This is a genomic window from Gaoshiqia sp. US2, assembly GCF_059705485.1.
On the sequence record NZ_AP048550.1, the window covers coordinates 533,122 to 555,316 of the forward strand.

A 22,195-nucleotide genomic window follows, 5' to 3' on the forward strand; every position below is an offset into this window, starting at 1 on the left:
CAGTTTACAAATCAAAACCCAGATCTTTCCGGTAATATTTGCCTTCGTATTTGATTTTCGCAGCATTGGCATACGATTGAGCCAAGGCTTCCTGCATCTGATTTCCGTATGAGCTGACCGCCAATACCCGGCCTCCGTCAGTAACGACCTCCCCACCGCTTTGCCTGGTGCCGGCATGAAAGAGGAAACTGTTTTCCGTTTCTTCAAATCCGCTCATCGGGATTCCTTTTTTGTAATCGCCCGGGTAACCGCCCGACACCAGCATTACGGTAACTGCCGAACGTTCGTCTATTTCGATCTGTTGCGAGGCCATCGTACCGTCGGCAGCAGCCATCAGCAGATCAACAAAATCCGATTTCACACGCAACATCACGGCTTCAGTTTCGGGATCGCCCAAACGCACATTGTATTCGATGACATAGGGATCGCCACCACAGTTGATCAATCCAAAAAAGATAAAGCCGTTGTACGAGATCTTGTCTTTTTGAAGCCCGTCAACCGTCGGCTTAATGATCCGGTCTTCCACTTTTTTCATGAATGCCTGATCGGCAAACGGAACCGGACTGATGGCTCCCATGCCCCCGGTATTCAAACCCGTGTCGCCTTCACCGATGCGTTTGTAATCTTTGGCTTCAGGCAATATCCGGTAATTTTTCCCATCGGTTATAACAAATACCGAAAGTTCGACACCTGACAAAAATTCTTCGATAACCACTTTGCTGCTGGCGGAGCCGAATTGCCCGCTCAGCATTTCTTTGAGCGATGCCTGCGCCTCGGGCAAACGATCGATAATCAGAACACCTTTGCCGGCCGCCAAACCATCTGCTTTCAGCACGTAGGGCGCCTGCAAACCCGCCAGAAAATCAAGGCCTTCCTGTAAATTAGCTGTCGAAACTGTCAGGTATCCGGCAGTCGGGATGCCATGACGCTGCATAAAAGCTTTGGCAAAGTCTTTACTGCCTTCGAGTTGCGCCCCTTCTTTTGTCGGCCCAACCACTTTCACTTGTTTCAGGTCTGCATCGGCCCGAAAGAAATCGTGTATTCCTTCCACCAGCGGAACTTCCGGACCAACAAGCACCAGATCGATTTTCTTTTCCAATACGACTTTCTTCAAGCCTTCAAAATTGGAAACGCCAACCGGGATGTTTTCGCCCACCTGGGCTGTACCGGCATTACCGGGTGCAATAAACAACTGATTCACCCTGGGGGATTGTTTGATTTTCCATGCCATCGCATGTTCCCTTCCACCCGAACCTACAACAAGTATATTTAACATGATCGTCTGTATTTTTTTAGCTATTCCCGCTTTATCCGGTCGTTTTTTTTCTTCAACAGTTATTTTTGGTATCAACCTGAGCCAAATCGCCGAACTGGTAACCTTTCATCTTCAATTGCCGGATAACCTCGGGCAAGGCCTTATACAGGTTTGTTTTTGCCTTGTATGAATCGTGAAAAATAATCACCGAGCCCGGTCTGACAAAGTCCATCACGTTCCGGACTATAGTTTCCGGGCCTACATCGTTACGGTAATCGCGGCTGATCAGATCCCACATCACCACCTGGTACTGTTTCCTAAGCTGCCTGAACTGCGAGCGCCTCATCCAGCCATGCGGCGGCCTGAAAAAAGGGGATTCAATGTAACCGGCTGCCTTTTCAACATTACTGAAATAATCCGCATCAGGGGTTTTCAACCCTTGCAAATGATTAAAGGTATGGTTTCCCACCCGGTGCCTTTCTTCCAGGATACGACGGTAAATTTCGGGATATTTCATTACATTTTCACCCACGCAAAAAAAACAGGCATTAATTTGTTCCTTTTTCAGCAAATCGAGCACCCAGGGGGTGACTTCAGGAACAGGCCCGTCATCAAAAGTCAGAAAAACCTGATTCCCGTTTGCAGGCGCCCTCCAGATGGCTCCGGGAAAGTACCGGGTCAGAAACTGAGGTAACCGTATTCTGGGATCGAAGCGCTGCATTATCTCTGCGAACTGTAAACCGTTAAATAGTTATTAAAGCTTTCGGTAATTTCTTTCGACAACCCCTCTTGTTCATATTTGGCCGAAACGACCGCCATTTCGCGCATGAAATAAAGTATTCGCTGAACCTCCTCATCCACCGACGGCAAAAACTTATCGGGCAGCGACAGGTAATAATCCATGTCGTTTTTATAGGATTCGTGCATTTCCTGCATCAATGATAAGCCGTTTTCCGCAGCGCCGGCAGCAAAATAATTTTCGGCCAGCTGATGTGAAAAATAATTATACGACACGATCTGATGCGGAATTAATTCCAGGCTTCTGTTGAGCACCTGGACGGCCGAGTCATTTTTACCTTCACTGATCAGACTCTCGGCCAACCGGTTGAAATTGTTCCGGATATTCATCATCATCCGCTGGTTATTTTCGTCGATATAAACTCCGGGTTTATTCATATTTCCCCATTTAAACTTCGTCATCAGGTTTTCATACATTTTTTGGGTATGAACTGAACCAGGGAAATAGCCTGAACTGGTCGTTTTAACCGGGGTGAACCGGTAAGCGAAACCTTCGAGCTGGAAATAGTCCTGTAAGCCCAGGTATTTATCGCGACCAACGGTAATGGCAAAATAAATCGGGCGTTCCCAATTCGCATTCGCCATCATATCCAGTACCATCAACTCATCCTTAACGATGTAACTCCGGTTACCAAAGTCGATGAAAATCGTATCAACAATCTGGTCATACATATCTTCCGGCACTACCCGATTGCGGATAACCGCTTCTTTGTCGACCCGGATGAACAGTTTTTTGGACGGGATATAGGATGCATTGCCGGCCTGCGAAAGTTTGGTTTGCGGACTGTCATCGCGAACAAAGTCGAGGGCTTTTTTCAATTCCACAGCCCCTTTCAGGCGGGGGTCGTTCAGTAGGTAAACCACGTCGCGCGTGCCCTGCACATACTGATCGTGCATAAACAGAATAGGCAGCGGTTCAGATTCGTATGCCTTGCTGCGCATCTGGTCGATGTACCAGTCGGTTTGCAGGTAGCTGAGGTTACAGACACGAACATCGGTCCGCACGCCTTCCACTTCCTGATTATACCAGAGCGGGAAGGTATCGTTATCGCCGTTGGTGAAGATAATGGCATTGCGATCGCAGCTGTTCAGGTAGTTTGCCCCAAAGTCGCGGGCCGTATACCGGTCGGAGCGGTCGTGGTCGTCCCAGTTTTCGCTGGCCATGATCCCGGGGACCAACGCCAGGCTAACCAATGTAACCGCGGTCGCGCTCACGGTCTCGGGCATCCAGCGTTTTAATCCTTCAGCGAGGGCCAGCACCCCAAGGCCAATCCACACGGCAAAAGCATAAAACGATCCGGCAAAGGCGTAATCCCGTTCGCGAGGCTGGTGCGGATATTGGTTCAGGTAAATCACAATGGCCAAACCGGTCATGAAAAAGAGCAGCATGACGACCCAAAAATCTTTCTGGTTGCGTTTATAGTGAAAAAATGCACCGATCAGTCCCAGCAACAGCGGCAGAAAATAATAGGTGTTCCGCCCTTTATTGTTTTTCAGGTTGTCGGGCAGTTTTTTCTGATCGCCCAAACGGGCCGAATCAATAAAATCAATCCCGCTGATCCAGTTTCCGTTGAGGATGTCGCCATGTCCCTGGATATCGTTTTGCCGTCCGACAAAGTTCCACATAAAGTAGCGGAAATACATATGGACCACCTGGTAACGCATAAAGAAGGTCAGGTTTTCGCCAAAGGTAGGCATTTCGACGACCTCCGGTTTCCCTTCATCCCCGGTTATTCGTACCGGTTTCCCTTTTATACCTGCCCAGCTTTTATAATCGCGGATGTGGTCATCCTGACGGCTCCACATGCGCGGGAAAACAGTGGTAAAACGGGAATCGTAGTTGGGTTTCTGGCGCATATCGGCAACCACATATTTCCCGTCTTTCTGAATATAATACGGTTTCCCTTTTACATAGGGGGTTTTGCTGTCGAGCGGCGTGTTGTAGTACTGTCCGAAAACCAAAGGCCGGTCGCCGTATTGTTCGCGGTTTAAGTAACCTAACAGGGAGAAAACATTATCCGGGCTGTTCTGGTCCATCGGCGTGTTGGCCGACGAACGGATCACGATCATGGCAAACGAAGAGTACCCGATCAGGATGACCGCGAGTGAAACCAGGACAGTGTTCCACAAAACCAGTTTTTTTTGTATGGTAAAATAAATACCGTAAACAAGTAGCCCGATCAATAAAACAGCGTAAATAATCACACCGGTATTAAAGGGTAGGGGCAGGCTGTTTGTAAACAACAACTCGAACCAGGAAGCAACGGTCACGACTCCCGGAATAATTCCGTACATGATCAGTCCCAGGATAAGAAGCGAAACCAGGAAACAGGCAATCACCCCGTTTCGGGTCACTTTATATTTTCTGAAATAATAAACAAACACGATGGCCGGGATCGCCAGCAGGTTAAGCAGGTGCACGCCGATAGAAAGCCCCATGATGTAGGCAATTAAAATGATCCAGCGGTTGGCATGTGGTTCATCGGCAACATTTTCCCATTTCAGGATGGCCCAAAAAACAATGGCTGTCAGTAACGATGACGAGGCGTAAACCTCGCCTTCAACAGCCGAAAACCAAAAGGTGTCGGAGAAGGTATAGGCCAAGGCTCCGATAAGCCCGCTTGCTAAAATAGCGATGGTTTGTCCGGCGCTTAGTTCTGCCCGGGCATCCACCAGCTTTTTGGCTAAATGGGTGATTGACCAGAACAGGAACAGTATGGTAAAGGCGCTGGCCAGGGCCGACAAGGCATTAATCAACATACCCGCCTGCGATGCGTTGCCAAAAAGCGTGAAAAATCTACCTAAAATCATGAAGAAAGGAGCGCCGGGAGGGTGGCCGACTTCCAGTTTATACGAGGTGGTGATAAACTCTCCGCAATCCCAGAAGCTGGCAGTTGGTTCGATGGTGAGCAGGTAAGTTACTGCTGCGACTAAAAATGTCACCCAACCCGTGACAAGATTCAGAAATTTGTAGTTCTTCATCTGGATCGTTTTTTATTTCTATTCGGTTTGGCCCTGCCAGGCAGTACGCCTAAAATATTGTCCGTTAACCGGCCTTGGTATTTTCGCCGCAACAGTTTGCGCGGCCTGTCATTTTTTATGTTTGCGAAGATAGTATATTCTTTCAACAGAGACCAGTCAGAAGTTGAAATTAAGCGTTTTTAACAGCCCATAAAACAACAGGTATTAACACTTTTTTAAATCGCGGTACAAACAGAATAACTATTTTTACCCGAAAAACAAATGACAACTATGGATATTAAGGTGTTAGGCGCAGGTTGTGTTAAGTGCCGCGGATTGGAACACCGTGTAAGAAAAGCCGTGAATGAACTTAAGCTGAATGCCCAAATCAGTAAGGTTGAAGACCTTTCTGAAATCATGCGCTATCAGGTAGCACGTACTCCGGCTCTTGTGATCGATGGTAAAGTGATGATGACAGGCATGCTGCCGACTTATACCGAATTGAAAAGCTTTTTAAACGACCTTGAAACAACCAAATGAGGAACCTGTTTCTTTTCCTGATGTTATGTTTGCCGGCCTGCAATAATCAACAGCCTGTAAAAAGCGACCAGCCCGTTGTCCCTGAAGCCGGACAAATTGGCATTTACTATTTTCGCAGCCCGCTGCGTTGCGAAACCTGTAATGCCGTTGAATCGATTGTTAAACGTGAATTAGAAGGGAAATACGCTGAAAAAGTAAAGTCGGGAGAGCTTGTTTTCCGCCAGTTTAACCTCGATGATCCCGGAGTAGCCGAATTTGCGCTCCGGTTTGGTGTGGTCTTCAAGTCGCTGATTATTCTGAAAGAAGGTGAACAAACCAACCTGACCAATGAAGCTTTTTTGTATGCGCTTAGCAACCCGGGCAAGCTGGAAATGCTTCTTGAACAAACAATCGACCAATACTGATGCAGACCTATTTCACCAACTTATTCGATCAATCAACCTTCCCGCTTTGGTCGGCCTTCCTGCTTGGACTGATTACCGCCTTAGGTCCCTGCACGCTAACAACCAACGTCACCGCCATCGGATTTATCAGCAAAGACATAACCAGCCGGAAAAGGGTGTTCGCGGGAGGCCTGATTTACACGCTGGGCAGGGCGTTCACTTATATGTTCATCGCCTTGTTTTTGTTTTTCGGCGCCAATGCCCTGAATATTTCCGGCCTGCTTTCGCGTTATGGCGAAAAACTGACTGGCCCCTTGCTGATCCTGATCGGCCTGGTCATGTTGGATCTCGTTCCTTTGCTTTTTCCATCATTTACACGATTATCGGCGAAAGTTGAAAGCAAAAAAAAGCATCGTTTACTGAATGATTTTTTACTTGGAGTTGTATTTGCCCTGGCCTTTTGCTCCTACAGCGGGGTGATGTATTTCGGCTTACTCGTTCCGATGACCATCAGCAGCGTATCCGGACTCATTCTTCCAATGCTTTTTGCTTTAGGCACCGGCATACCGGTGATTTTGTTTTCCTGGCTGTTTGCTTTTACCATCGAACGCGCCAATACTTGGTTTATCCGCATAAAGAATGCAGAGCTTTGGTTGCGCCGGATGATCGCCGTGCTGTTTATCGGTATCGGATTGTACCGGCTTGTTTTCCTGTTGCCGGTTTTCTGAAAGATATCCATCGATGCTGCTGCAAACCCGGCGCATATTATTTCCCCAAAAAACATGAAAGGGCGCCCTTTCGGACACCCCCTCTCCATCTTCCCAATCATTCCCCCTCACAAAATATAATCATTTGGTTTTTATGCTTCAACAGGTTCCAGAAACAATTTCAGGTCTTCATCAACCGTGGTGATGCCGGCAATTCCAAAGTTCTCAACCAGCACGGCAGCCACATTTGGCGACAGGAAAGCCGGTAAGGTCGGCCCAAGGTGAATGTTTTTCACCCCCAGGTACAGCAACGCCAGCAAAACAATCACGGCTTTTTGTTCGTACCAGGCAATGTTGTAGGCAATCGGCAACTGGTTTACATCGTCCAGTCCGAAGATTTCTTTCAGTTTTAACGCGACCACAGCCAGCGAGTACGAGTCGTTACATTGTCCGGCGTCAATTACGCGCGGGATGCCGTTGATGTCGCCCAAAGGCAGTTTGTTGTAACGGTACTTGGCGCAACCGGCAGTCAGGATGACGGTATCCTGCGGTAATTTGGCAGCAAACTCTTCGTAGTACTCGCGACTCATCATGCGTCCGTCGCAACCGGCCATGACAAAGAACTTGCGGATGGCGCCGGTTTTCACCGCCTCAACAATTGGTTCGGCCAAGGCAAAAACCTGGTTGTGTGCAAATCCGCCGATGATTTCACCTTCCTCGATCTGGATTGGGGCAGCGCATCGTTTCGCATGTTCAATAATCACTGAAAAGTCTTTCATCCCGCCCGGCTTACGGTCGGCAATATGCAATGAGCCGGTCAAACCGCTGGCCCCGGTGGTGTAAATGCGGTCTTTGTAAGTCGCATTTTCCAATGGGGGAACAATGCAGTTGGTGGTGAACAGGATCGGTCCGTTAAACGATTCGAACTCTTCCTTTTGCTTCCACCAGGCATTTCCGTAGTTTCCGGCCAGGTGTTTATATTTTTTGAATTCCGGGTAATAGTTGGCCGGCAACATTTCGCTGTGCGTGTACACATCCACGCCGGTGCTTTCGGTTTGTTTCAGCAGGTCTTCCAGGTCTTTCAGGTCGTGACCCGAGATCAGGATCGCCGGGTTGTTGCGTACGCCAATGTTTACTTTGGTGACTTCGGGATTGCCGAAAGACGAGGTATTTGCGGTGTCGAGCAGGGCCATCACATCGACCCCGAACTTGCCGGTTTCCAGCGTCAGGCCAACCAACTCATCCACCGAAAGGTCTTTGGTGGTTGCTGCCAGGGTTTCCTGCAGGAAGTCAAAAATTTCCTGTTTTTCGTGTCCCAGGTTATACGCGTGCTCGGCATAAGCTGCCAAACCTTTTAACCCGTAAATAATCAGCTCTTTCAACGAACGGATGTCTTCATTTTTCTCACTCAAAATACCCACTTCAAGCGCTTTGGCTTCAAACTCTTCACCTGTTTTGGCTGTCCAGTGCAGCGACTCATGATCGCCAATCAGCATCCCGGCGGCAGCCACTTTTCCTTTTAACTCGTCCCGCAATTTCAGCGCTTTTTTAATGCGGATGACAAAAGCCGTGTGATCAAAATTAGCATTGGTAATGGTGCTGAAAAGGCCGTCGAAAACCACTTTATTTACCTGTTTGTCGGTTTGACCAACGGTTTTCAATTGGGTATTCAGGATTGAAATGCCTTTTAAAACGAATAGCAGGGTATCCTGCAGGTTAGCCACATCGCTGGGTTTTCCGCATACTCCTTTAATCGTACATCCAATTCCTTTTGAGGCCTCCTGGCACTGATAACAAAACATGTTCTCCATAACTCACTTATAACTTTCTGATTAAACGATTTATATTTTTTTCAAAGAACTCCCGATACGGCTGAAGCCGCAACAAAGCCATCCGGTCCGTCCTGAACAAGATTGCATCTGTTGTTCCTCAGCCGTTGTGGCCGGGGAACAAGTTCTTCGATGATTTTTTTGATTTTTCGGGGTGAAAGGAAGAAAAAAGCCGGGAATCTGACTGTTCCCGGCGATCCAACTAAACCCACTCTTCCATTAACACATCACCTTTGATACCTACTACAATTTCTTTTACCGGTACTTTTCGTCCGGCTTGCTGAGCAGCCATTTGCACCAACTGGGTGAGGCCGCCGCAGCAGGGCACTTCCATAATGACCAGGGTAATGGTGTTTACCCGCGATTCGTCGATTAACCGGCGTATTTTTTCGACATAAATTTCTTTTCCTGAGTCCAGTTTCGGGCAGGCGATGACCAGCTTTTTTCCCTTCAAAAAGGTGCGGTGAAAATCGCCGTGCGCAAAGGCAGCACAGTCGGCGGCAATCAGTAGGTCTGCTCCCTGAAAGTATCCGGCAGCGGGGTTAATCAGGTGCATTTGTACCGGCCACTGCTGCAGTTCAGATTGTCCGGCAGTGGCCGGGGCTGCTTGCGGGGCCATCACAAAGGCCGGCCGCTCGAAGCTCACCGGGGCCGATCCCGGGCAACCTCCCGACGCGCATCCCGATGCCGCTTCGGCCTGCGGTTTACTGTTATGCACCTGGCCGGTGATGTAACGAACATCCAGTTCCAACTCGTCTTCGTGCGCTTTCAGATAACGTACAGCCTCCTGGAGAAAGCCAATTTCGCCATGATCTTTTAAGTGTTTGAGGTGTGCAATCACCAGGTTTTCGCCTTTGGGTATCATTTGTTTGATCACCGCGACTTCGTCATATTCTTCGGCTTCGCGCTTTTCAATCTCAATCGCCCCTTGCGGGCAATGACCAAGGCAGGCTCCCAACCCGTCACACATCAGCTCGCTAATGAGCCGTGCCTTGCCATCAATCACCTGCAACGCTCCCTCGTGACAATTCGGAATACATAATCCACAACCGTCACATAACTCTTCATCGATCTTTACTATTTCGCGTATCATCATTTTTTCTTTTTATTTCTGAAACAAAAGTAACGGCCGGCTGTTTCCTGTTTTGTATCATTTGTTACAAAAACCGCATTTTTATGATTGATTTTGATTTACTAAGCAAATCGCCCGTTTTTATGGGCCTTCCGGCCGACCGGATTGAAAATATCCTGGGAGAAATTCATCTTCAGGTCCACAGCTTCACAAAAAACAGCCTGATTGTCCATGCCGGAGATGAATGCAATAAGCTGATTATTGTATTATCGGGAAGCGTAAAAGGTGAAATGGCCGATTACACGGGTAAAACCATTAAGATTGAAGATATTGAAGCCCCCCGTCCGCTGGCGGCAGCCTTCCTGTTTGGAAAAAACAACCGGTTTCCCGTGACAGTAATTGCCAACAGCCCGGTAGAGCTGTTGTATATTTCGAAGCCCGAGTTTCTGAAACTCCTGCAAAAAGACCAGCGTCTGCTGACTAACTACCTGAATTCCATCTCGTCGCGGGCGCAATTTCTATCGCAGCGAATCAAGTTTTTATCATTTAAAACCATTCGCCAAAAGATTGCGCATTACCTGCTCGATTTGGCCGGCGACCGCCTGGCCATTGTTGAACTGCCGCTCGCACAGGCCGAACTGGCCGAGTTTTTCGGTGTTACACGCCCCGCCCTGGCACGGGCGATGGGCGAGCTGGACCAGGAAGGTTACATTGAAGTACAACGACGTACCGTCCGGATCCTGGATAAACAGAAAATGAATGACTTACTAAAGGGTTAATGTTGAGCTCATAAGCCCGGGGATCTGTTTAGAACCGGCAGAAAAAGACCGGTTCTGTTTTTATCAACGGTTATACCGGAGCCGGTTCAATTATATGGCAGCATTGCGCTTGTATTCATTCCAAAGCTCGTCAATGGTTTGGCCGGTCAGTTCGTTCCAGCTTTCATCGGTGTATGAATGATCACGCATCTGTTGATCGAGTTTCTTGATCAACTTGTTGTCCTTGTGTTTTTCGAGCCATACAAAAAAACGGGCCGTAATGCGGTAAGAGTTGGTGTAATGATGCTTCTCTGTCAAGTCGGGTAAACTCCATCCGGCGCCGGCATTGTCGACTCCATATTTAAACCGGACATAGTCGGCAATGCCTTCCGTTACCCACCACGGACCGGGCGTACGGCCATATGCCTGCACAATATGCATCACTTCGTGTGTCACCACATCAATATCGCCGGGATGAGCGGCAAACCATTTCGGACTGTATACCACCTGATCGGCTGAAGTGGCCGCAACACCATCATAAGCCGGGTCAATCAGAAAAGTTACTTTACGCGTTGATTTTTTATTGAACTGTTTGACCAGTTCCGGATAAACCTCAAAAAATGTTTCCTTCAATCGTTCCCCAACCTCCGGGCTAAAGCCTTCTGCCTTATTGATATAAATCAACGTATAACCTTTACGGCTGATTGAATCTTTGGACAGATAGCCCTCATTTTTTGCCGGTTGAGAACAGGTGAATGACGGTATTGCCAAACACACCGCTACCATGAACAACATACTTTTTGTCTTCATCTCTGCTTACTGTTTTAGTTGTTTGTTATAAATCTACATTTCCAATACGGTTTTGCCCGTTTATTTACTCATAAAATTTATGCTTTAACAAAACTTTATTATTTTTCTGCCTTCTGAACGTGAAATCATACAAATGAGAATATTTGAGTACGATTCAAAATTATACCTGCAGTTTAAACTATTGAGCCAGCCGGAAATTCTACATTTCATCTCAACAAAGAAGGGATGGGGAGAACAGGTAAAATGCCGTTTTACAGGAGATAGCCCGACAAGTTACCAGTTTTTCAGGAAGGAACTTGCCCGGGTTTTTAAACTCGAAACGACACAACTCATCTTCCCCAGACAGGTACACAGTTCAACGGTAGCTGTTATTGACCGGCCGATGCAATCGGCCGATATCCCGGAAACAGATGCGCTGATTACCAATCAACCCGGCCTCTGCCTGTGCGTACAAACGGCCGATTGTGTCCCCATTTTACTGTTCGATCCGGTTAACAAGGTGATTGGGTCGGTTCATGCAGGCTGGCGGGGAACGGTGAATAAAATCCTGGCCAAGACCATTTTCGCCATGCAGCAACGCTTTGACACCCAACCCGAAAACCTGATTGCCGGAATCGGACCATCCATTCACTTGCATGCCTACGAAGTGGGACAGGACGTTATTCTACCGGTGCGCGAAAATTTTAACAACCATCGGCATCTACTTAAACCCTCGTCAACCGAGAATAAGGCTTACTTTGACTTATGGGAAGCGAATAAAACCATTCTGACCGAAATCGGACTGGAGGAGAAACAGATTGAAGTCATGGGCATCTGCTCCTATTCGCACGAATCGCTTTTTTATTCCGCCAGGCGGGATGGTATCCACACCGGGCGAATGGTTTCGGGGATCATGTTAAAATGACCGGGGGGTTGTCCCTAATTCCCGGTCGTCCCGATGGGAAAAGTCATGGGGAAAACATCGGACGGATTCCGCGATTGTGCCATCAGTTGTAATAAATCTTTCACAATCTCAGGATGTTGACCGGATAAATCGTGCTCTTCTCCCAGGTCGTCTGCCAGGTTAAATAACTGGGTTGATGTTTTTTCGGGCGCGGAGGCCTGGTAACGGACCAGTTTCCAGTTGTCCTTACGGACGGCCTGCCTGCCGCCATTTTCATGAAATTCCCAGTAAAGGTAGTTGTGCTTTTGCTGGCCTTCCTGCGAAAATAAGGTTGGAAGGAAAGAAATGCCATCCACCGCTGCCGGTACTTCGTTTCCGGTCAATTCGGCCAGGGTTGGCCACATATCCCAAAAGGCTGAGATATGGTCCGAAACGGAAGCTTCCTTGATTTTCCCGGGCCACCAGGCAATCATCGGCACCCGGATGCCTCCTTCGTAAACATCGCGCTTATACCCTCTTAGCGGTCCGTTACTGTCGAAATAATCCGGATCGGCGCCTCCTTCGAGGTGAGGTCCGTTGTCGGAAGTAAAAATCACCAGGGTATTTTTATCGAGGCCAAGTTCCTTCAGTTTATCAAAAATTTCGCCTACCTGTTTATCCAGCAAGCTGACCATCGCCGCAAAAGCAGCATGGCTTTCGGGTTGTGTGCCATAGCCTCCCAGCCTGAAACGTTCGTCGCCTGGTTCAGCTCCTTGATAATGTTTCTCGGGCGGGAATTTTCCCCGGAATTCATCCACATATTGATCAGGCAGCAACAGCTCGGCATGAGGAATGGTGTTTGGATAAAACAGGAAAAAAGGCTTTTCCTTATTTTCTTCGATAAACTGCAACGCTTTTTCGTGAATCAGTTCCGGTGCGTATTGTCCGAAATTCTCGCCGCTGTTTGCTTCCAGCACCATTTTTTCGTGATTATGCCATAAATGACCCGGGTAATAGTTATGGGCCAGACTCTGGCAATTGTACCCGTAAAAAACATCGAAACCCTGTTTGTTCGGATCACCGTCCGTATCGATATAACCCAAGCCCCATTTCCCGAAAGCGCCGGTCGTATAACCCGACTCATGCAGCATTTCGGCCAGGGTATACGCGTTGGCCGGTAAAGGACTTTGTCCTTCCGGATCCCATCCCAGATTTCCGCGGATGGGTGTGTGCCCGGTGGTTTGTCCGGTCATTAATGACGAACGGGAAGGAGCGCAAACCGTGCATCCGGCGTAGTGCTGCGTAAAAAGCATACCTTCTCCCGCCATCTGGTCAATATGAGGTGTTTGAAAACGTTTTTGTCCGTAACAGCTCAGGTCGCCGTAGCCCAAATCGTCGGCAAGGATGTATATAATATTGGGGGGGCCAGGTTTAACCGGTTCTGGCGTCTGGCAGCCGGCGAGTAAAGAAGCGGAAACCAAGCCAAAAATCAGATCTGATGATTTCATTTGTGATTAATTAGGTTGTTAAATACCCTAAAAGTAAAAAGATTATCGGGTAGCACAAAATGGCTATGGCCATGCGTGCTGAGAACAGTTAAAAAACGAGAGAAGAAAGACAGTGATTTTTTTGCAGTCCTATTTCTGTTTGAACTCGTCGGCAAACGATGTTTTTACACAACGAAAACCAATATACGACTTCGCGGTATCCTGGTATTCATAACTCCGGGTACCATTCCTTAAGAAATAGGCGACATCTTTCCACGATCCGCCACGGATGACCTTCCTTTTCATAACCGGTGGATCGTGGGGCAAGGCATTATACTCGAAAGTCGGATTAAAATCGCTGACCAGATCGTAAGCTGATTCATAAAAGGCGGAGCTGGTCCATTCGGCCACATTCCCGGCCATATCGTACAAACGCTTGTTGTTTGGGGCAAAGCTGGCCACCTTCATGGTTGTACTTGCACCGCGGCTGTCGGCAATATAATTACCCCGGCGTGGTTTAAAGTTGGCAATAAAACACCCCATTTGATTGCGAATATAATAACTGCCCCAGGGGTAAAGGGTGCGTTCTTCACCGCCGCGGGCGGCATATTCCCATTCGGCTTCGGTGGGTAAACGGTAGTCGTGTACATCAACGCCGCCAAGCATCTTTTGATATTCATTGTAATATTTCGTCCGCCAATGGCAAAATGCCACAGCCTGCTTCCAGGTGACGCCAACCAGCGGATAATCGTCAAAACCAACATGCCAGAAATACTTCTGGGTGAGCGGGTCGTTATACGAATAGGTAAAGTCTCTGACCCAGCACAAGGTATCAGGGTAAATCGGTGTCGATTCGTGCATAATAAAGGCTGAGCGGTCGGTAATTGGTCTGACTTCGCCTTTCGGATCAATGACGCTTCCGTGATAGGATTGTGTTTCAAAATCGAAGCTATTACTTCGTTTTGCAGCCTGCTTGTAGTCAATCCAGTGGTAATCATAAATGAGTTTTGTATGATCAATCTCCTTCATAAAAAAGACACGGTAATCACCCGGGATATACAAGTCGGCAAGCGCTTCCTGAAAATCGGGGTTCCGCCATTCAATCGGATCCTCCCAGTTTAGTTTTGGCGTATGATAAGGATTCCCCTTGTTGTCCTCTGTCAACATAAATTCGGGATAAGTTTCGGACAGCATGGTACGGGCAATTGAATCGCGTACCCAATAAACAAACTGGCGGTATTCATTATTGGTAATCTCCGTTTCATCCATCCAAAAGGCTTCGACTGACACGCGTTTGAGCGGCGTGGTTTCATCAAACACCTCATCGTCGGGTCCCATAATAAAGCTTCCTCTTTCAACGAAAGCCATACCAAAGGGTACCGGCTCATAAAAGGGCCTCACCGGTCTTTCCTGCGCATATTGCAACATTTCATTCCTGTTACAGGAAGAAAAAACAACACCAACCAAACATGTTATGAGGAAGCTCTTATTCATGTATTAAAAACCAGAATTCACTACCAGTGAAAACGCCAAACATAACGTTATATTGTTGAAACAGGAAAAAAAGCCTCAAGAAGATCTCTTAAGGCTTTTTTTAAGTAGTTATTTTTAGTATTCCCAAAGATCTTGCTCAAAATTGAAAATCTTTTGTTCCAACCGTTGCGATTCAAGCATGGCGTCGCGCCCGCTGATATACTGCGTGATCGCCCGGTTGTTGAACACGTTTGACTGCTTCATCACATAACTGTTGAACCTGCGTTTTATGAAAAGATCGTCATACGAGATATTCTGAGCAATGTTATTGGTATTAAAAATCATGTTGGAGGTTAACAGCTCGCGGGCTTCGGGATAATAAATCCAGAATACCTGCCGGCGCTGAACATTTTCACGATTGATATCTTCATCGCGGTAATATTCCTGAATCGGACAGATCCCGATGATCCGCACATTCAGGGTGGAAGTTTGTTTATCAAAAAACCACTCTTCTTTAACCATGAATTGTTTTACTTCTTCTCCTCTGATTTCACCGACAATCACCTGTTCCTCCATTTCACCGGTATCGAGGTTCCGGACCCTGCGGGTCCGGGTAGCTGCGCCAAAGGCTTCTTTCACCTGTTCATAGGTCAACGGAACCTTAAACTCGTCATCTGTACGGGCATCGTAGGCTGTCAAGCGTCCGCTTTCAATTCCTCTGAGGAATATATTGACCAGGCTATTCCGCCCTTCGGTTTCAACTGTAGGATAATACAGTACCTGATTCATTTTTTCACGTAGGTCAATGATCCTCCAGACTTTCTGGGACCACATGACATCAGCCTCGCGGAGGTGAGGAAAAGGCATTGGCTTTTTCTTACTGATATCGACACGTTTGTAGGCACCGTCAACAATTTGCGCGTGCGTTTCGGTAAGCGAAGCGCTAATTGCACAAACTAAAATTCCAATTACAACTAAAACCCTTTTCATGACTATCTTATTTTAAAACTAACTGGAGACAAATCCCTGCTTGAGTTATCATCGCCCCGGGCAACTATATTATCAAAGTAGATGATGCTTCCGGGTTGAAGACTGGCAAATTGTTGTTTTTGCTCCGGCGTAAACCGGTTTGATTTTGACGACCAGGTGTTGGTATATCCTCCGGCTCCTGTAAAGGTCACATCAAACTGCGTCACAACAAATTTCAGGTCAAAGTCGAAATCAACCAACGCAGCAAAAATGCCTTGTTCGGCCAGCAGATCTTCTTTTCTCAATACCCCGCCGTTCTTCTCGGCAACCATAGCCAAGGGGTCGGGTACGCGTTTTACACGGAAAACCATCGAGCCCATGTTCCGGTTAACCCCGTTCACGTTGGCATTAACTACCACCTGCGTGTTTTTCCCGTTGATATCTTCTTTTGCCGGGTAAACCAGGTAATCGTTTTGCCGTTTTTCAATCCGTCCGTTTGTCACCGATACAGACAGCTGGTCGGAAGGCACGCCCGGAACAGACACACTAATCGGGTTCGGGATATTCAGGTAGAATACGTTCATTTTTGTCGGCGAAATGGTCACACTGGGGCGGCCAACCTGGTAGGCCTGTTCAAAACGATAAGTGTTTATCCCTCCTTCCGGGGTAGGATAATTAATCACACCATCCCATTTAAAGTTTCCGGCGCTGCTGGCTGGCACTTCAAAAATCCCTTTTCCGCCTTCCATTCTCAGCGCTTTACCATTCACGATAATTTCGGGTTGTTTTGTCGTGTCTTCTGCAGCAAGAAATACTTCGGCATGGTACATGTCGCCTTCGAGTACATAGGAAGACCTGGCAATAACAACCGCGCCCAACTTGTTGAATTTAAAAGAACCGGCATCGATTTGCCCGTACAAATAATTCAACATGTTTGTTTCAGTATTCTGAATATCGATCTGCATTTTCGACAACAGGGTAATCACCGCGATAATCGGTTTATTTTCGAAGTGCTCCGACTCCCACGACTTGTTTTCGGCTCCTTCTTTCAACCTTTTAGGCGGATCAGAGGTGTCGAGTTCGCGAATAATTGACTGACGGATTGGCGAATCTTCGTCGACCAGGGCAAGAAGACTCTCTTTTAAAGAGTTGACTTCTGCTTTTAGTTCGGCGCCGCGTTTCAGACGGATCATCACTTCCGACGGCACATTCAACTCGTCGTCTTTGGCAATGAGAATAGAATCACCTTTCACATTTGTAATGTATGACCGCGAAGGATCAACTTTAGAACCTGGAGTTTCCGAAATATTAATTCCTCCTGCTCTCAGGACCATCTCTTCTTTGATATTGGTGATCCGGTTAAGCAAGGAATCAACATTGGCTTTCACACTCTTTGCTTTTTCCAACCAGGGCTCCACTTTCTCCTGGTTCATTTCATAGGCCTGATCAAAGGACGCGTAAAGCTGATCATTCTTTTGGTCGAGCGTACGAAATGTTTGAATTAAACTGGAGTCAACAATCCGGAAAGCGTCCAAGACTTCTGATGCAACATTCATGGCCATCATTGCTAACAGCACAAGGTACATCATGTTTATCATTTTTTGCCTCGGTGTTTCCGGGCAATTTTTTGTTCCCATATTCCTGGTTAAATATTATTTTTTATAATTCATGGCGCCAAGCATATTGCCATAAATTGAATTCAATGCTTCCAGATGTTTGTTCAGTTCGGCAGCGTTCGACTGATATTTTTTAATCTCCTCCACGGAACTCTGAATGACCTGATTCATTTGAGTCATCTCAGAGAAAAATTTCTGTGATGCATTTAGCTGGTCAGATGTTCCTTTCAATTGAGATTCGTAAGAGGAATTTAACGCTTCCAGGTTCTTATTCAACCGGGAAAGATTTGTTCCGTATTCCATTGAATTTTTGCCCAGCTGATCAAAACCATGCTCGATAGCGCCCGAAACTTTATCATAGGAGCTAACCAGTTTACTGCCTGACTGACTAAGGCGGGTTGTAAACTCTTCGCCTGACAATGCCAGTTTATTGATCATCTCGTCACCTTTTTGTGCCAGGCGGTGTGCGGTAGAGGTATATGAATCGACCAGGACGTTGACTGAATTGTGGATGTTATTGTTTGCCTGATTGTTTACTTCGGCAAAGGTATTCATCGCTTCCGAAGCTGAGTTCAGGTTCTTCACATAAACATCGGTGGCCAGGGTGGCCGATGTGATATCGCTGATTGAAGATGCTGTGTTACTTAAATCGGTTAAACCTTTTGAGATCTTCGAAATTAAATCCGGAGACAAGTCTGCTTTGTCAAAAAGCTGTCCCAGTTTGTTTTCAGAAGATTCTTTCACGTTGTCCGGGTCATAATCTTCCTTCAACTCGGGATACACTTTTGACCACTCCGGCAGTTCCAAAGGCGGTTCGAATGCGCCGATAACGAAAATGAAGGCTTCCGTACAAAGCCCGACAACCAATAGGGGGCCGGAAAAAGCCCAATGCTGGAGTTTGAACAAGGCTCCTAATAAAACAACAGAAGCGCCTAAGTTGTAAACATAGCCTGTAAATACTTTCCAGCGTTTACTCTCTAAAATTTCACCAAAATTCATATGCTTGCGATTAAAAGATTAAAACTCGTTTCCAAATGATGACCGGACACAGCGAAAACCGATATACGACTTCGTGGTATCCTGGTATTCAAAACTTCTTGTTGAGGTTTGCACATAAGCTGCAATATCTTTCCAGGACCCCCCGCGTATCACTTTCCGTTTCATAGCCGCGGGGTCATCCGGCTTGGCATTATATTCAAAATTCGGGTTAAAATCATGGGTATACATGTAGGCCGACTCATCAAAAGCCGTGATGGTCCATTCGGCCACATTCCCGGCCATGTCGTACAATCCGAATTTATTGGGATCATAACTTCCCACTTTCATGCTTGCCATCCCTCCGTCTTCCACATAGTTTCCTCTCAAGGGTTTGAAGTTGGCCATAAACCTTCCTTTCTGATCGCGGGTGTAATATCCTCCCCACGGGTACATCGACAATTGTTTGTCGCCTCTTGCAGCATACTCCCATTCAACTTCGGTTGGCAGGCGGTAATCCTGCAAGGGCTGTTCGCGTTTGCTCAGGAGATATTCGTTGTGCAACCGGGTGCGCCAGTGGCAAAATGCTTTGGCCTGGGTCCAGGTGACGCCAACCACCGGATAATCGTCAAAACCGGGATGCCAGAAATAACGGGTTGCCCAGGGTTCATTGTACGAATAAGTAAAGTCGCGGATCCAGACCAGGGTATCCGGATAAACATTGACCAGGTCGCTGAATATAAACGATAAGCGGTTTTCGATGGGCTTGGACTCTCCCTTGCTGTCGTAAACAACACCGTTATAACTTTGAGTTTCGTAGTCATACATATTGGAACGCTTTGCCGCCTGCTGATAATCGATCCAGTAAAAGGTGTAGAATAGTTTTCTGGTATCGATTTCCTTTTTGCTGAACATGCGGTCGTTCTCGGAATAATACATTTCTTCCAACACATCAACATAGTCCGGGTTATTCCATTCCAGCTTCTCCTTCCAGTTCAGTTTAGGCGGATCAATAGGATTCCCTGCGCGGTCCTCGCTGATCAGGAACTCCGGAAATTGTTCTCCCAGGAGCGTTCTCGCGATGGAATCCCGCACAAAATGGACAAACTGCCGATACTCGTTATTCGTGATCTCGGTATCATCCATCCAAAAGGCATCAACAGACACGGTTTTGGTAGGTGTTTCAGACCAGCTGACATCCTGATCGCTGGGCCCCACATTAAAACTTGCCCTGTGAATAAATGACATTCCGTAAGGAGCGGGTTCGAACCACTTCCCCCGCCCCGGAACACCGGTAAGTTCACCACTTCCTGATTTATTGCAGCTCATCATCGACAAGACCATGCCAATCATAAAGGCCGGAAAGAATAATTTTTTCATAACGATGCTATATATTGCTTACATTTTTATTTCATAAGTACCGTACACTCTTATATCTTTTTTCTCTGCTTTTTTTCAGATCGAACGAATAGTAAAGGAACATTTCATGTGAACCCGAACTATAACGTCCTAAAGCAGATACAACCCAATCATACGAATAACCTACTTTTAACCCGTTTAACAGTTCAACACCCGCCATCAGAATGATCGCGTCATCCAAGCGGTAGCCCAACCCGGTCCAGAACCGATCTTTAAAAATCAGATCTGCGCTCAGATCAATCTGTGTGCTGGCTAAATCCGTTTTCACGAAAACAGATGGTTGCAACACAAACGACGGATCTGACATTTTAAACTCATACCCGGCATTCAAATAATAATGACGGGTGTAAAATGTATACGCCATATCAGAGAACTCTACTTTGGCCTGGTTTAGATGAGTAACGGAAAAACCTGCAAAATAGTCTTTCGATTTTAAAAATAAACCAAAACCAACATCAAATGCTACCTGGCTGACACTCCCGTTTGGTATCAATCCGTCAGAACCTGGGTTTACATGATAACTGCTTTCGGGTATGTACCAATCGCCATTAATTGCTTTGTTAAACACCCCGAAAGATGCGCCAAGGCCCAAATTCCCCAGACTGGTTCGAACAATGTGGGCGTAATTAAAATTGACCAGGATATTTTTTTCAAAGCCCAGCTCGTCGCTGATGATGTTCAGCCCGATTCCATCATTTCCACCAAACAGTCCGGTTGATGACTCTACACTAAATACCAGCGTTTCAGGCGCTCCTTCGATTCCGGTCCACTGATACCTGTTTAGAATCAAACCAGAAACGGCACCACTATTCCCTGCAAATCCCGGATTTATTGTTAATTGTGTTAGCTTGTTGAAACTGAACTGCGGATCTTGCTGTGCATAAGCAGCCAAGTTAACGAATATTAACACAAGTAAAAACCATTTTTTTTTCATACACCCGTAAATACTGAGCTTTTGCAGTACCGTTCTTGCAAATTATAACAACCTGTTTAATTTAAATTATAAAAGTTTACAGTTCATTAGCATTTGCAATTGTTAACAACGCAGCAACTAATCTATTTATTTTACCCCTCAGTTCATTTTTCTGATATTTCTCCACCAACGATCAGGAATTTCGTACCTGGCTGCCAGTTCATAATCCTCCTGGGTACATGGAATTATACATTCCATATCCTTATTTTCGTCTACAATTTTCATCCACCAACGTCCTGTTTTCCGGCTTTGATAAAAAATAAGCGGCAGGTCAACGTCATCCATTTCAATAATAAATTCATCAAAATCGTCCGATTTACGGCCGGGATGTTCAACGACTTTAAAATAATATCCTTCCAGAAAGTGCCAGATCATCTGTGCCATCAGCTGACTGCTTGTTTCCGACCGGTCGAGCTCCGGGATAAAATTAAAAAAACCGGCTATTTTTAGCTGATCGGCCATTCCGGCATAATGTGCGATCTGGCAAGCCTCTTCGGCATAAAGACCGTTGGGCGAGGCAAAATATTGTCCGGGCGCATCGGTGACGCGAACTGCATTCATATCAAAACTCATGATGTCGGCATGGCGCATGTAAGGCTCAATTTCGCCCATGTTGTACCGAAGCTGCCCCAGCCGCTTGGCGTCGGCATGAAGCCCGTCCATATAATCGAGTTCCAGGGCATCGGTGAAATAGTTCTGATAGGCCAGCGTTGTCTGGGAAAACAGGTTCGAATGTTTCTCAAAAACGAAATTGAGATAATTTTCCGAATCGATTATTTTTGAGCCTTTTCTGAAGTCAATTTTCGGATCCACATTGACCAGGTTAAATTTCCGGTCCTCAAAAGCTTTGGTAAGTCCAAATGTCAGGTCCTGGCTTCCGCCGATAACCACGACGGTTATCCCCAGTTGTATCAGGTATTCACAAACATCCTTCAGGGCAAAATAGGTATCGTTTGCCGTATTTCCCTGCCTGATATTTCCCAGGTCAAGAATTTTAAAGCGGGGTGCAATCCGGTTCAGGCTGTAGAGCTGCCTGCGAACCGCATCAGGAGCTGCGGCGCTACCTTTCACTACAGCGTTCCGGTCTTCTTCGACCCCGATTAAGGCAACTTTTGCTTTCGTTAATGAAAGCTTTTCCTGGTTTTTTTCGAGTAAGGCAGCGATTGAAAATTTTTTCTGCACCCAAGGTGACAACTTAACAGCTGATATATCAACAGGTTTCAGGTATAGCTCCAGGTTCATTCAATCAGATTTAGACGGTCTTAAATTAAACAAAAAAGGCAAACAATCATTTGTCTGCCTCCTCGA

The 22,195-nt window shown here is 46.7% G+C and carries 19 protein-coding genes; 5 read left to right on the top strand and 14 right to left on the bottom strand.

The window, feature by feature from the left end; all coding sequences use genetic code 11:
* Window positions 1–4 precede the first annotated feature (4 nt).
* The 3 genes from purD to AC6H3C_RS02120 are packed head-to-tail and all read right to left on the bottom strand — an operon-like array spanning window position 5 to window position 5,035.
* The gene (gene purD, locus AC6H3C_RS02110; RefSeq protein ID WP_497518926.1) at window positions 5–1,276 is read right to left on the bottom strand and encodes a phosphoribosylamine--glycine ligase; all 1,272 of its coding nucleotides are present in this window, start codon (window positions 1,274–1,276) and stop codon (window positions 5–7) included.
* 52 nt (window positions 1,277–1,328) lie between these two features.
* Window positions 1,329–1,976, bottom strand: coding sequence for a polysaccharide deacetylase family protein (locus tag AC6H3C_RS02115; RefSeq protein WP_497518927.1), 648 nt, complete (start codon window positions 1,974–1,976; stop codon window positions 1,329–1,331).
* A complete protein-coding gene (locus tag AC6H3C_RS02120; RefSeq protein WP_497518929.1) occupies window positions 1,976–5,035 on the bottom strand; it encodes a protein O-mannosyl-transferase family in 3,060 nt (1,019 codons plus the stop codon). The genes AC6H3C_RS02115 and AC6H3C_RS02120 overlap by 1 nt, the downstream gene beginning before the upstream one ends.
* Window positions 5,036–5,305: 270 nt before the next feature.
* On the opposite strand from AC6H3C_RS02120, the gene AC6H3C_RS02125 reads away from it, so the two are divergent.
* Genes AC6H3C_RS02125 through AC6H3C_RS02135 form a run of 3 tightly spaced genes read left to right on the top strand, consistent with a single transcriptional unit; the run spans window position 5,306 to window position 6,665 of the window.
* A complete protein-coding gene (locus AC6H3C_RS02125; RefSeq protein ID WP_497518931.1) occupies window positions 5,306–5,554 on the top strand; it encodes a thioredoxin family protein in 249 nt (82 codons plus the stop codon).
* Window positions 5,551–5,958 carry a nitrophenyl compound nitroreductase subunit ArsF family protein gene (locus AC6H3C_RS02130; protein ID WP_497518933.1) on the top strand — a complete coding sequence of 136 codons (408 nt, stop codon included), beginning with the start codon at window positions 5,551–5,553 and terminating at the stop codon, window positions 5,956–5,958. The genes AC6H3C_RS02125 and AC6H3C_RS02130 overlap by 4 nt, the downstream gene beginning before the upstream one ends.
* Window positions 5,958–6,665 (top strand): aromatic aminobenezylarsenical efflux permease ArsG family transporter, encoded by a 708-nt coding sequence (locus tag AC6H3C_RS02135; RefSeq protein ID WP_497518935.1) that lies wholly within the window; start codon window positions 5,958–5,960, stop codon window positions 6,663–6,665. The genes AC6H3C_RS02130 and AC6H3C_RS02135 overlap by 1 nt, the downstream gene beginning before the upstream one ends.
* 131 nt (window positions 6,666–6,796) lie before the next feature.
* Here AC6H3C_RS02135 and hcp read toward each other — a convergent pair whose 3' ends face one another.
* A complete protein-coding gene (hcp, locus tag AC6H3C_RS02140) occupies window positions 6,797–8,455 on the bottom strand; it encodes a hydroxylamine reductase (RefSeq protein WP_497518936.1) in 1,659 nt (552 codons plus the stop codon).
* 220 nt (window positions 8,456–8,675) lie between these two features.
* Window positions 8,676–9,569: an ATP-binding protein gene (locus AC6H3C_RS02145; RefSeq protein WP_497518938.1), complete on the bottom strand. Its 894-nt coding sequence runs from the start codon at window positions 9,567–9,569 to the stop codon at window positions 8,676–8,678.
* 80 nt (window positions 9,570–9,649) lie between these two features.
* Here AC6H3C_RS02145 and AC6H3C_RS02150 point away from each other — a divergent pair, with 80 nt between their 5' ends.
* On the top strand, window positions 9,650–10,324 hold the full coding sequence (locus AC6H3C_RS02150; RefSeq protein WP_497518939.1) for a Crp/Fnr family transcriptional regulator: 675 nt from the start codon (window positions 9,650–9,652) through the stop codon (window positions 10,322–10,324).
* 90 nt (window positions 10,325–10,414) lie between these two features.
* Here the strand turns inward: AC6H3C_RS02150 and AC6H3C_RS02155 are convergent, their stop codons facing one another.
* Complete coding sequence (locus tag AC6H3C_RS02155) at window positions 10,415–11,113, bottom strand: basic secretory protein-like protein (RefSeq protein WP_497518941.1); 699 nt, start codon at window positions 11,111–11,113, stop codon at window positions 10,415–10,417.
* A 133-nt stretch (window positions 11,114–11,246) separates the two neighbouring features.
* Between AC6H3C_RS02155 and pgeF the strand changes: the two genes are divergently transcribed.
* Entirely contained in the window at window positions 11,247–12,017 is a 771-nt protein-coding gene (pgeF, locus tag AC6H3C_RS02160) for a peptidoglycan editing factor PgeF (RefSeq protein WP_497518942.1), read from the top strand.
* 14 nt (window positions 12,018–12,031) lie between these two features.
* On the opposite strand, the gene AC6H3C_RS02165 is transcribed toward pgeF, so the two are convergent.
* From AC6H3C_RS02165 to AC6H3C_RS02200, 8 genes are all read right to left on the bottom strand, one after another.
* Window positions 12,032–13,483 carry an arylsulfatase gene (locus tag AC6H3C_RS02165; RefSeq protein WP_497518944.1) on the bottom strand — a complete coding sequence of 484 codons (1,452 nt, stop codon included), beginning with the start codon at window positions 13,481–13,483 and terminating at the stop codon, window positions 12,032–12,034.
* A gap of 129 nt (window positions 13,484–13,612) precedes the next feature.
* Window positions 13,613–14,956, bottom strand: coding sequence for a T9SS ring complex lipoprotein PorK/GldK (gene porK / locus AC6H3C_RS02170; protein ID WP_497518946.1), 1,344 nt, complete (start codon window positions 14,954–14,956; stop codon window positions 13,613–13,615).
* Between the two features lie 114 nt (window positions 14,957–15,070).
* Window positions 15,071–15,925 (bottom strand): type IX secretion system ring subunit PorN/GldN, encoded by an 855-nt coding sequence (gene porN / locus AC6H3C_RS02175; protein WP_497518947.1) that lies wholly within the window; start codon window positions 15,923–15,925, stop codon window positions 15,071–15,073.
* Between the two features lie 2 nt (window positions 15,926–15,927).
* Complete coding sequence (porM, locus tag AC6H3C_RS02180) at window positions 15,928–17,541, bottom strand: type IX secretion system motor protein PorM/GldM (protein WP_497518948.1); 1,614 nt, start codon at window positions 17,539–17,541, stop codon at window positions 15,928–15,930.
* 15 nt (window positions 17,542–17,556) lie between these two features.
* Window positions 17,557–18,519 (bottom strand): type IX secretion system motor protein PorL/GldL, encoded by a 963-nt coding sequence (porL, locus tag AC6H3C_RS02185; protein WP_497518950.1) that lies wholly within the window; start codon window positions 18,517–18,519, stop codon window positions 17,557–17,559.
* A gap of 18 nt (window positions 18,520–18,537) precedes the next feature.
* Window positions 18,538–19,875, bottom strand: a complete 1,338-nt coding sequence (gene porK, locus AC6H3C_RS02190; protein WP_497518951.1) for a T9SS ring complex lipoprotein PorK/GldK — start codon at window positions 19,873–19,875, stop codon at window positions 18,538–18,540.
* Window positions 19,876–19,906: 31 nt separating this feature from the next.
* Window positions 19,907–20,848, bottom strand: a complete 942-nt coding sequence (locus AC6H3C_RS02195) for a PorP/SprF family type IX secretion system membrane protein (RefSeq protein ID WP_497518952.1) — start codon at window positions 20,846–20,848, stop codon at window positions 19,907–19,909.
* A 138-nt stretch (window positions 20,849–20,986) separates the two neighbouring features.
* Entirely contained in the window at window positions 20,987–22,129 is a 1,143-nt protein-coding gene (locus AC6H3C_RS02200) for a formimidoylglutamase (RefSeq protein ID WP_497518953.1), read from the bottom strand.
* Window positions 22,130–22,195 lie beyond the last annotated feature (66 nt).

What these genes read in the sequence shown, in the direction of transcription:
- purD (WP_497518926.1), bottom strand. Translation starts at nt 1,276, where the DNA reads ATGTTAAATATACTTGTTGTAGGTTCGGGTGGAAGGGAACATGCGATG.
- AC6H3C_RS02115 (WP_497518927.1), bottom strand. Translation starts at nt 1,976, where the DNA reads ATGCAGCGCTTCGATCCCAGAATACGGTTACCTCAGTTTCTGACCCGG.
- AC6H3C_RS02120 (WP_497518929.1), bottom strand. Translation starts at nt 5,035, where the DNA reads ATGAAGAACTACAAATTTCTGAATCTTGTCACGGGTTGGGTGACATTT.
- AC6H3C_RS02125 (WP_497518931.1), top strand. Translation starts at nt 5,306, where the DNA reads ATGGATATTAAGGTGTTAGGCGCAGGTTGTGTTAAGTGCCGCGGATTG.
- AC6H3C_RS02130 (WP_497518933.1), top strand. Translation starts at nt 5,551, where the DNA reads ATGAGGAACCTGTTTCTTTTCCTGATGTTATGTTTGCCGGCCTGCAAT.
- AC6H3C_RS02135 (WP_497518935.1), top strand. Translation starts at nt 5,958, where the DNA reads ATGCAGACCTATTTCACCAACTTATTCGATCAATCAACCTTCCCGCTT.
- hcp (WP_497518936.1), bottom strand. Translation starts at nt 8,455, where the DNA reads ATGGAGAACATGTTTTGTTATCAGTGCCAGGAGGCCTCAAAAGGAATT.
- AC6H3C_RS02145 (WP_497518938.1), bottom strand. Translation starts at nt 9,569, where the DNA reads ATGATGATACGCGAAATAGTAAAGATCGATGAAGAGTTATGTGACGGT.
- AC6H3C_RS02150 (WP_497518939.1), top strand. Translation starts at nt 9,650, where the DNA reads ATGATTGATTTTGATTTACTAAGCAAATCGCCCGTTTTTATGGGCCTT.
- AC6H3C_RS02155 (WP_497518941.1), bottom strand. Translation starts at nt 11,113, where the DNA reads ATGAAGACAAAAAGTATGTTGTTCATGGTAGCGGTGTGTTTGGCAATA.
- pgeF (WP_497518942.1), top strand. Translation starts at nt 11,247, where the DNA reads ATGAGAATATTTGAGTACGATTCAAAATTATACCTGCAGTTTAAACTA.
- AC6H3C_RS02165 (WP_497518944.1), bottom strand. Translation starts at nt 13,483, where the DNA reads ATGAAATCATCAGATCTGATTTTTGGCTTGGTTTCCGCTTCTTTACTC.
- porK (WP_497518946.1), bottom strand. Translation starts at nt 14,956, where the DNA reads ATGAATAAGAGCTTCCTCATAACATGTTTGGTTGGTGTTGTTTTTTCT.
- porN (WP_497518947.1), bottom strand. Translation starts at nt 15,925, where the DNA reads ATGAAAAGGGTTTTAGTTGTAATTGGAATTTTAGTTTGTGCAATTAGC.
- porM (WP_497518948.1), bottom strand. Translation starts at nt 17,541, where the DNA reads ATGGGAACAAAAAATTGCCCGGAAACACCGAGGCAAAAAATGATAAAC.
- porL (WP_497518950.1), bottom strand. Translation starts at nt 18,519, where the DNA reads ATGAATTTTGGTGAAATTTTAGAGAGTAAACGCTGGAAAGTATTTACA.
- porK (WP_497518951.1), bottom strand. Translation starts at nt 19,875, where the DNA reads ATGAAAAAATTATTCTTTCCGGCCTTTATGATTGGCATGGTCTTGTCG.
- AC6H3C_RS02195 (WP_497518952.1), bottom strand. Translation starts at nt 20,848, where the DNA reads ATGAAAAAAAAATGGTTTTTACTTGTGTTAATATTCGTTAACTTGGCT.
- AC6H3C_RS02200 (WP_497518953.1), bottom strand. Translation starts at nt 22,129, where the DNA reads ATGAACCTGGAGCTATACCTGAAACCTGTTGATATATCAGCTGTTAAG.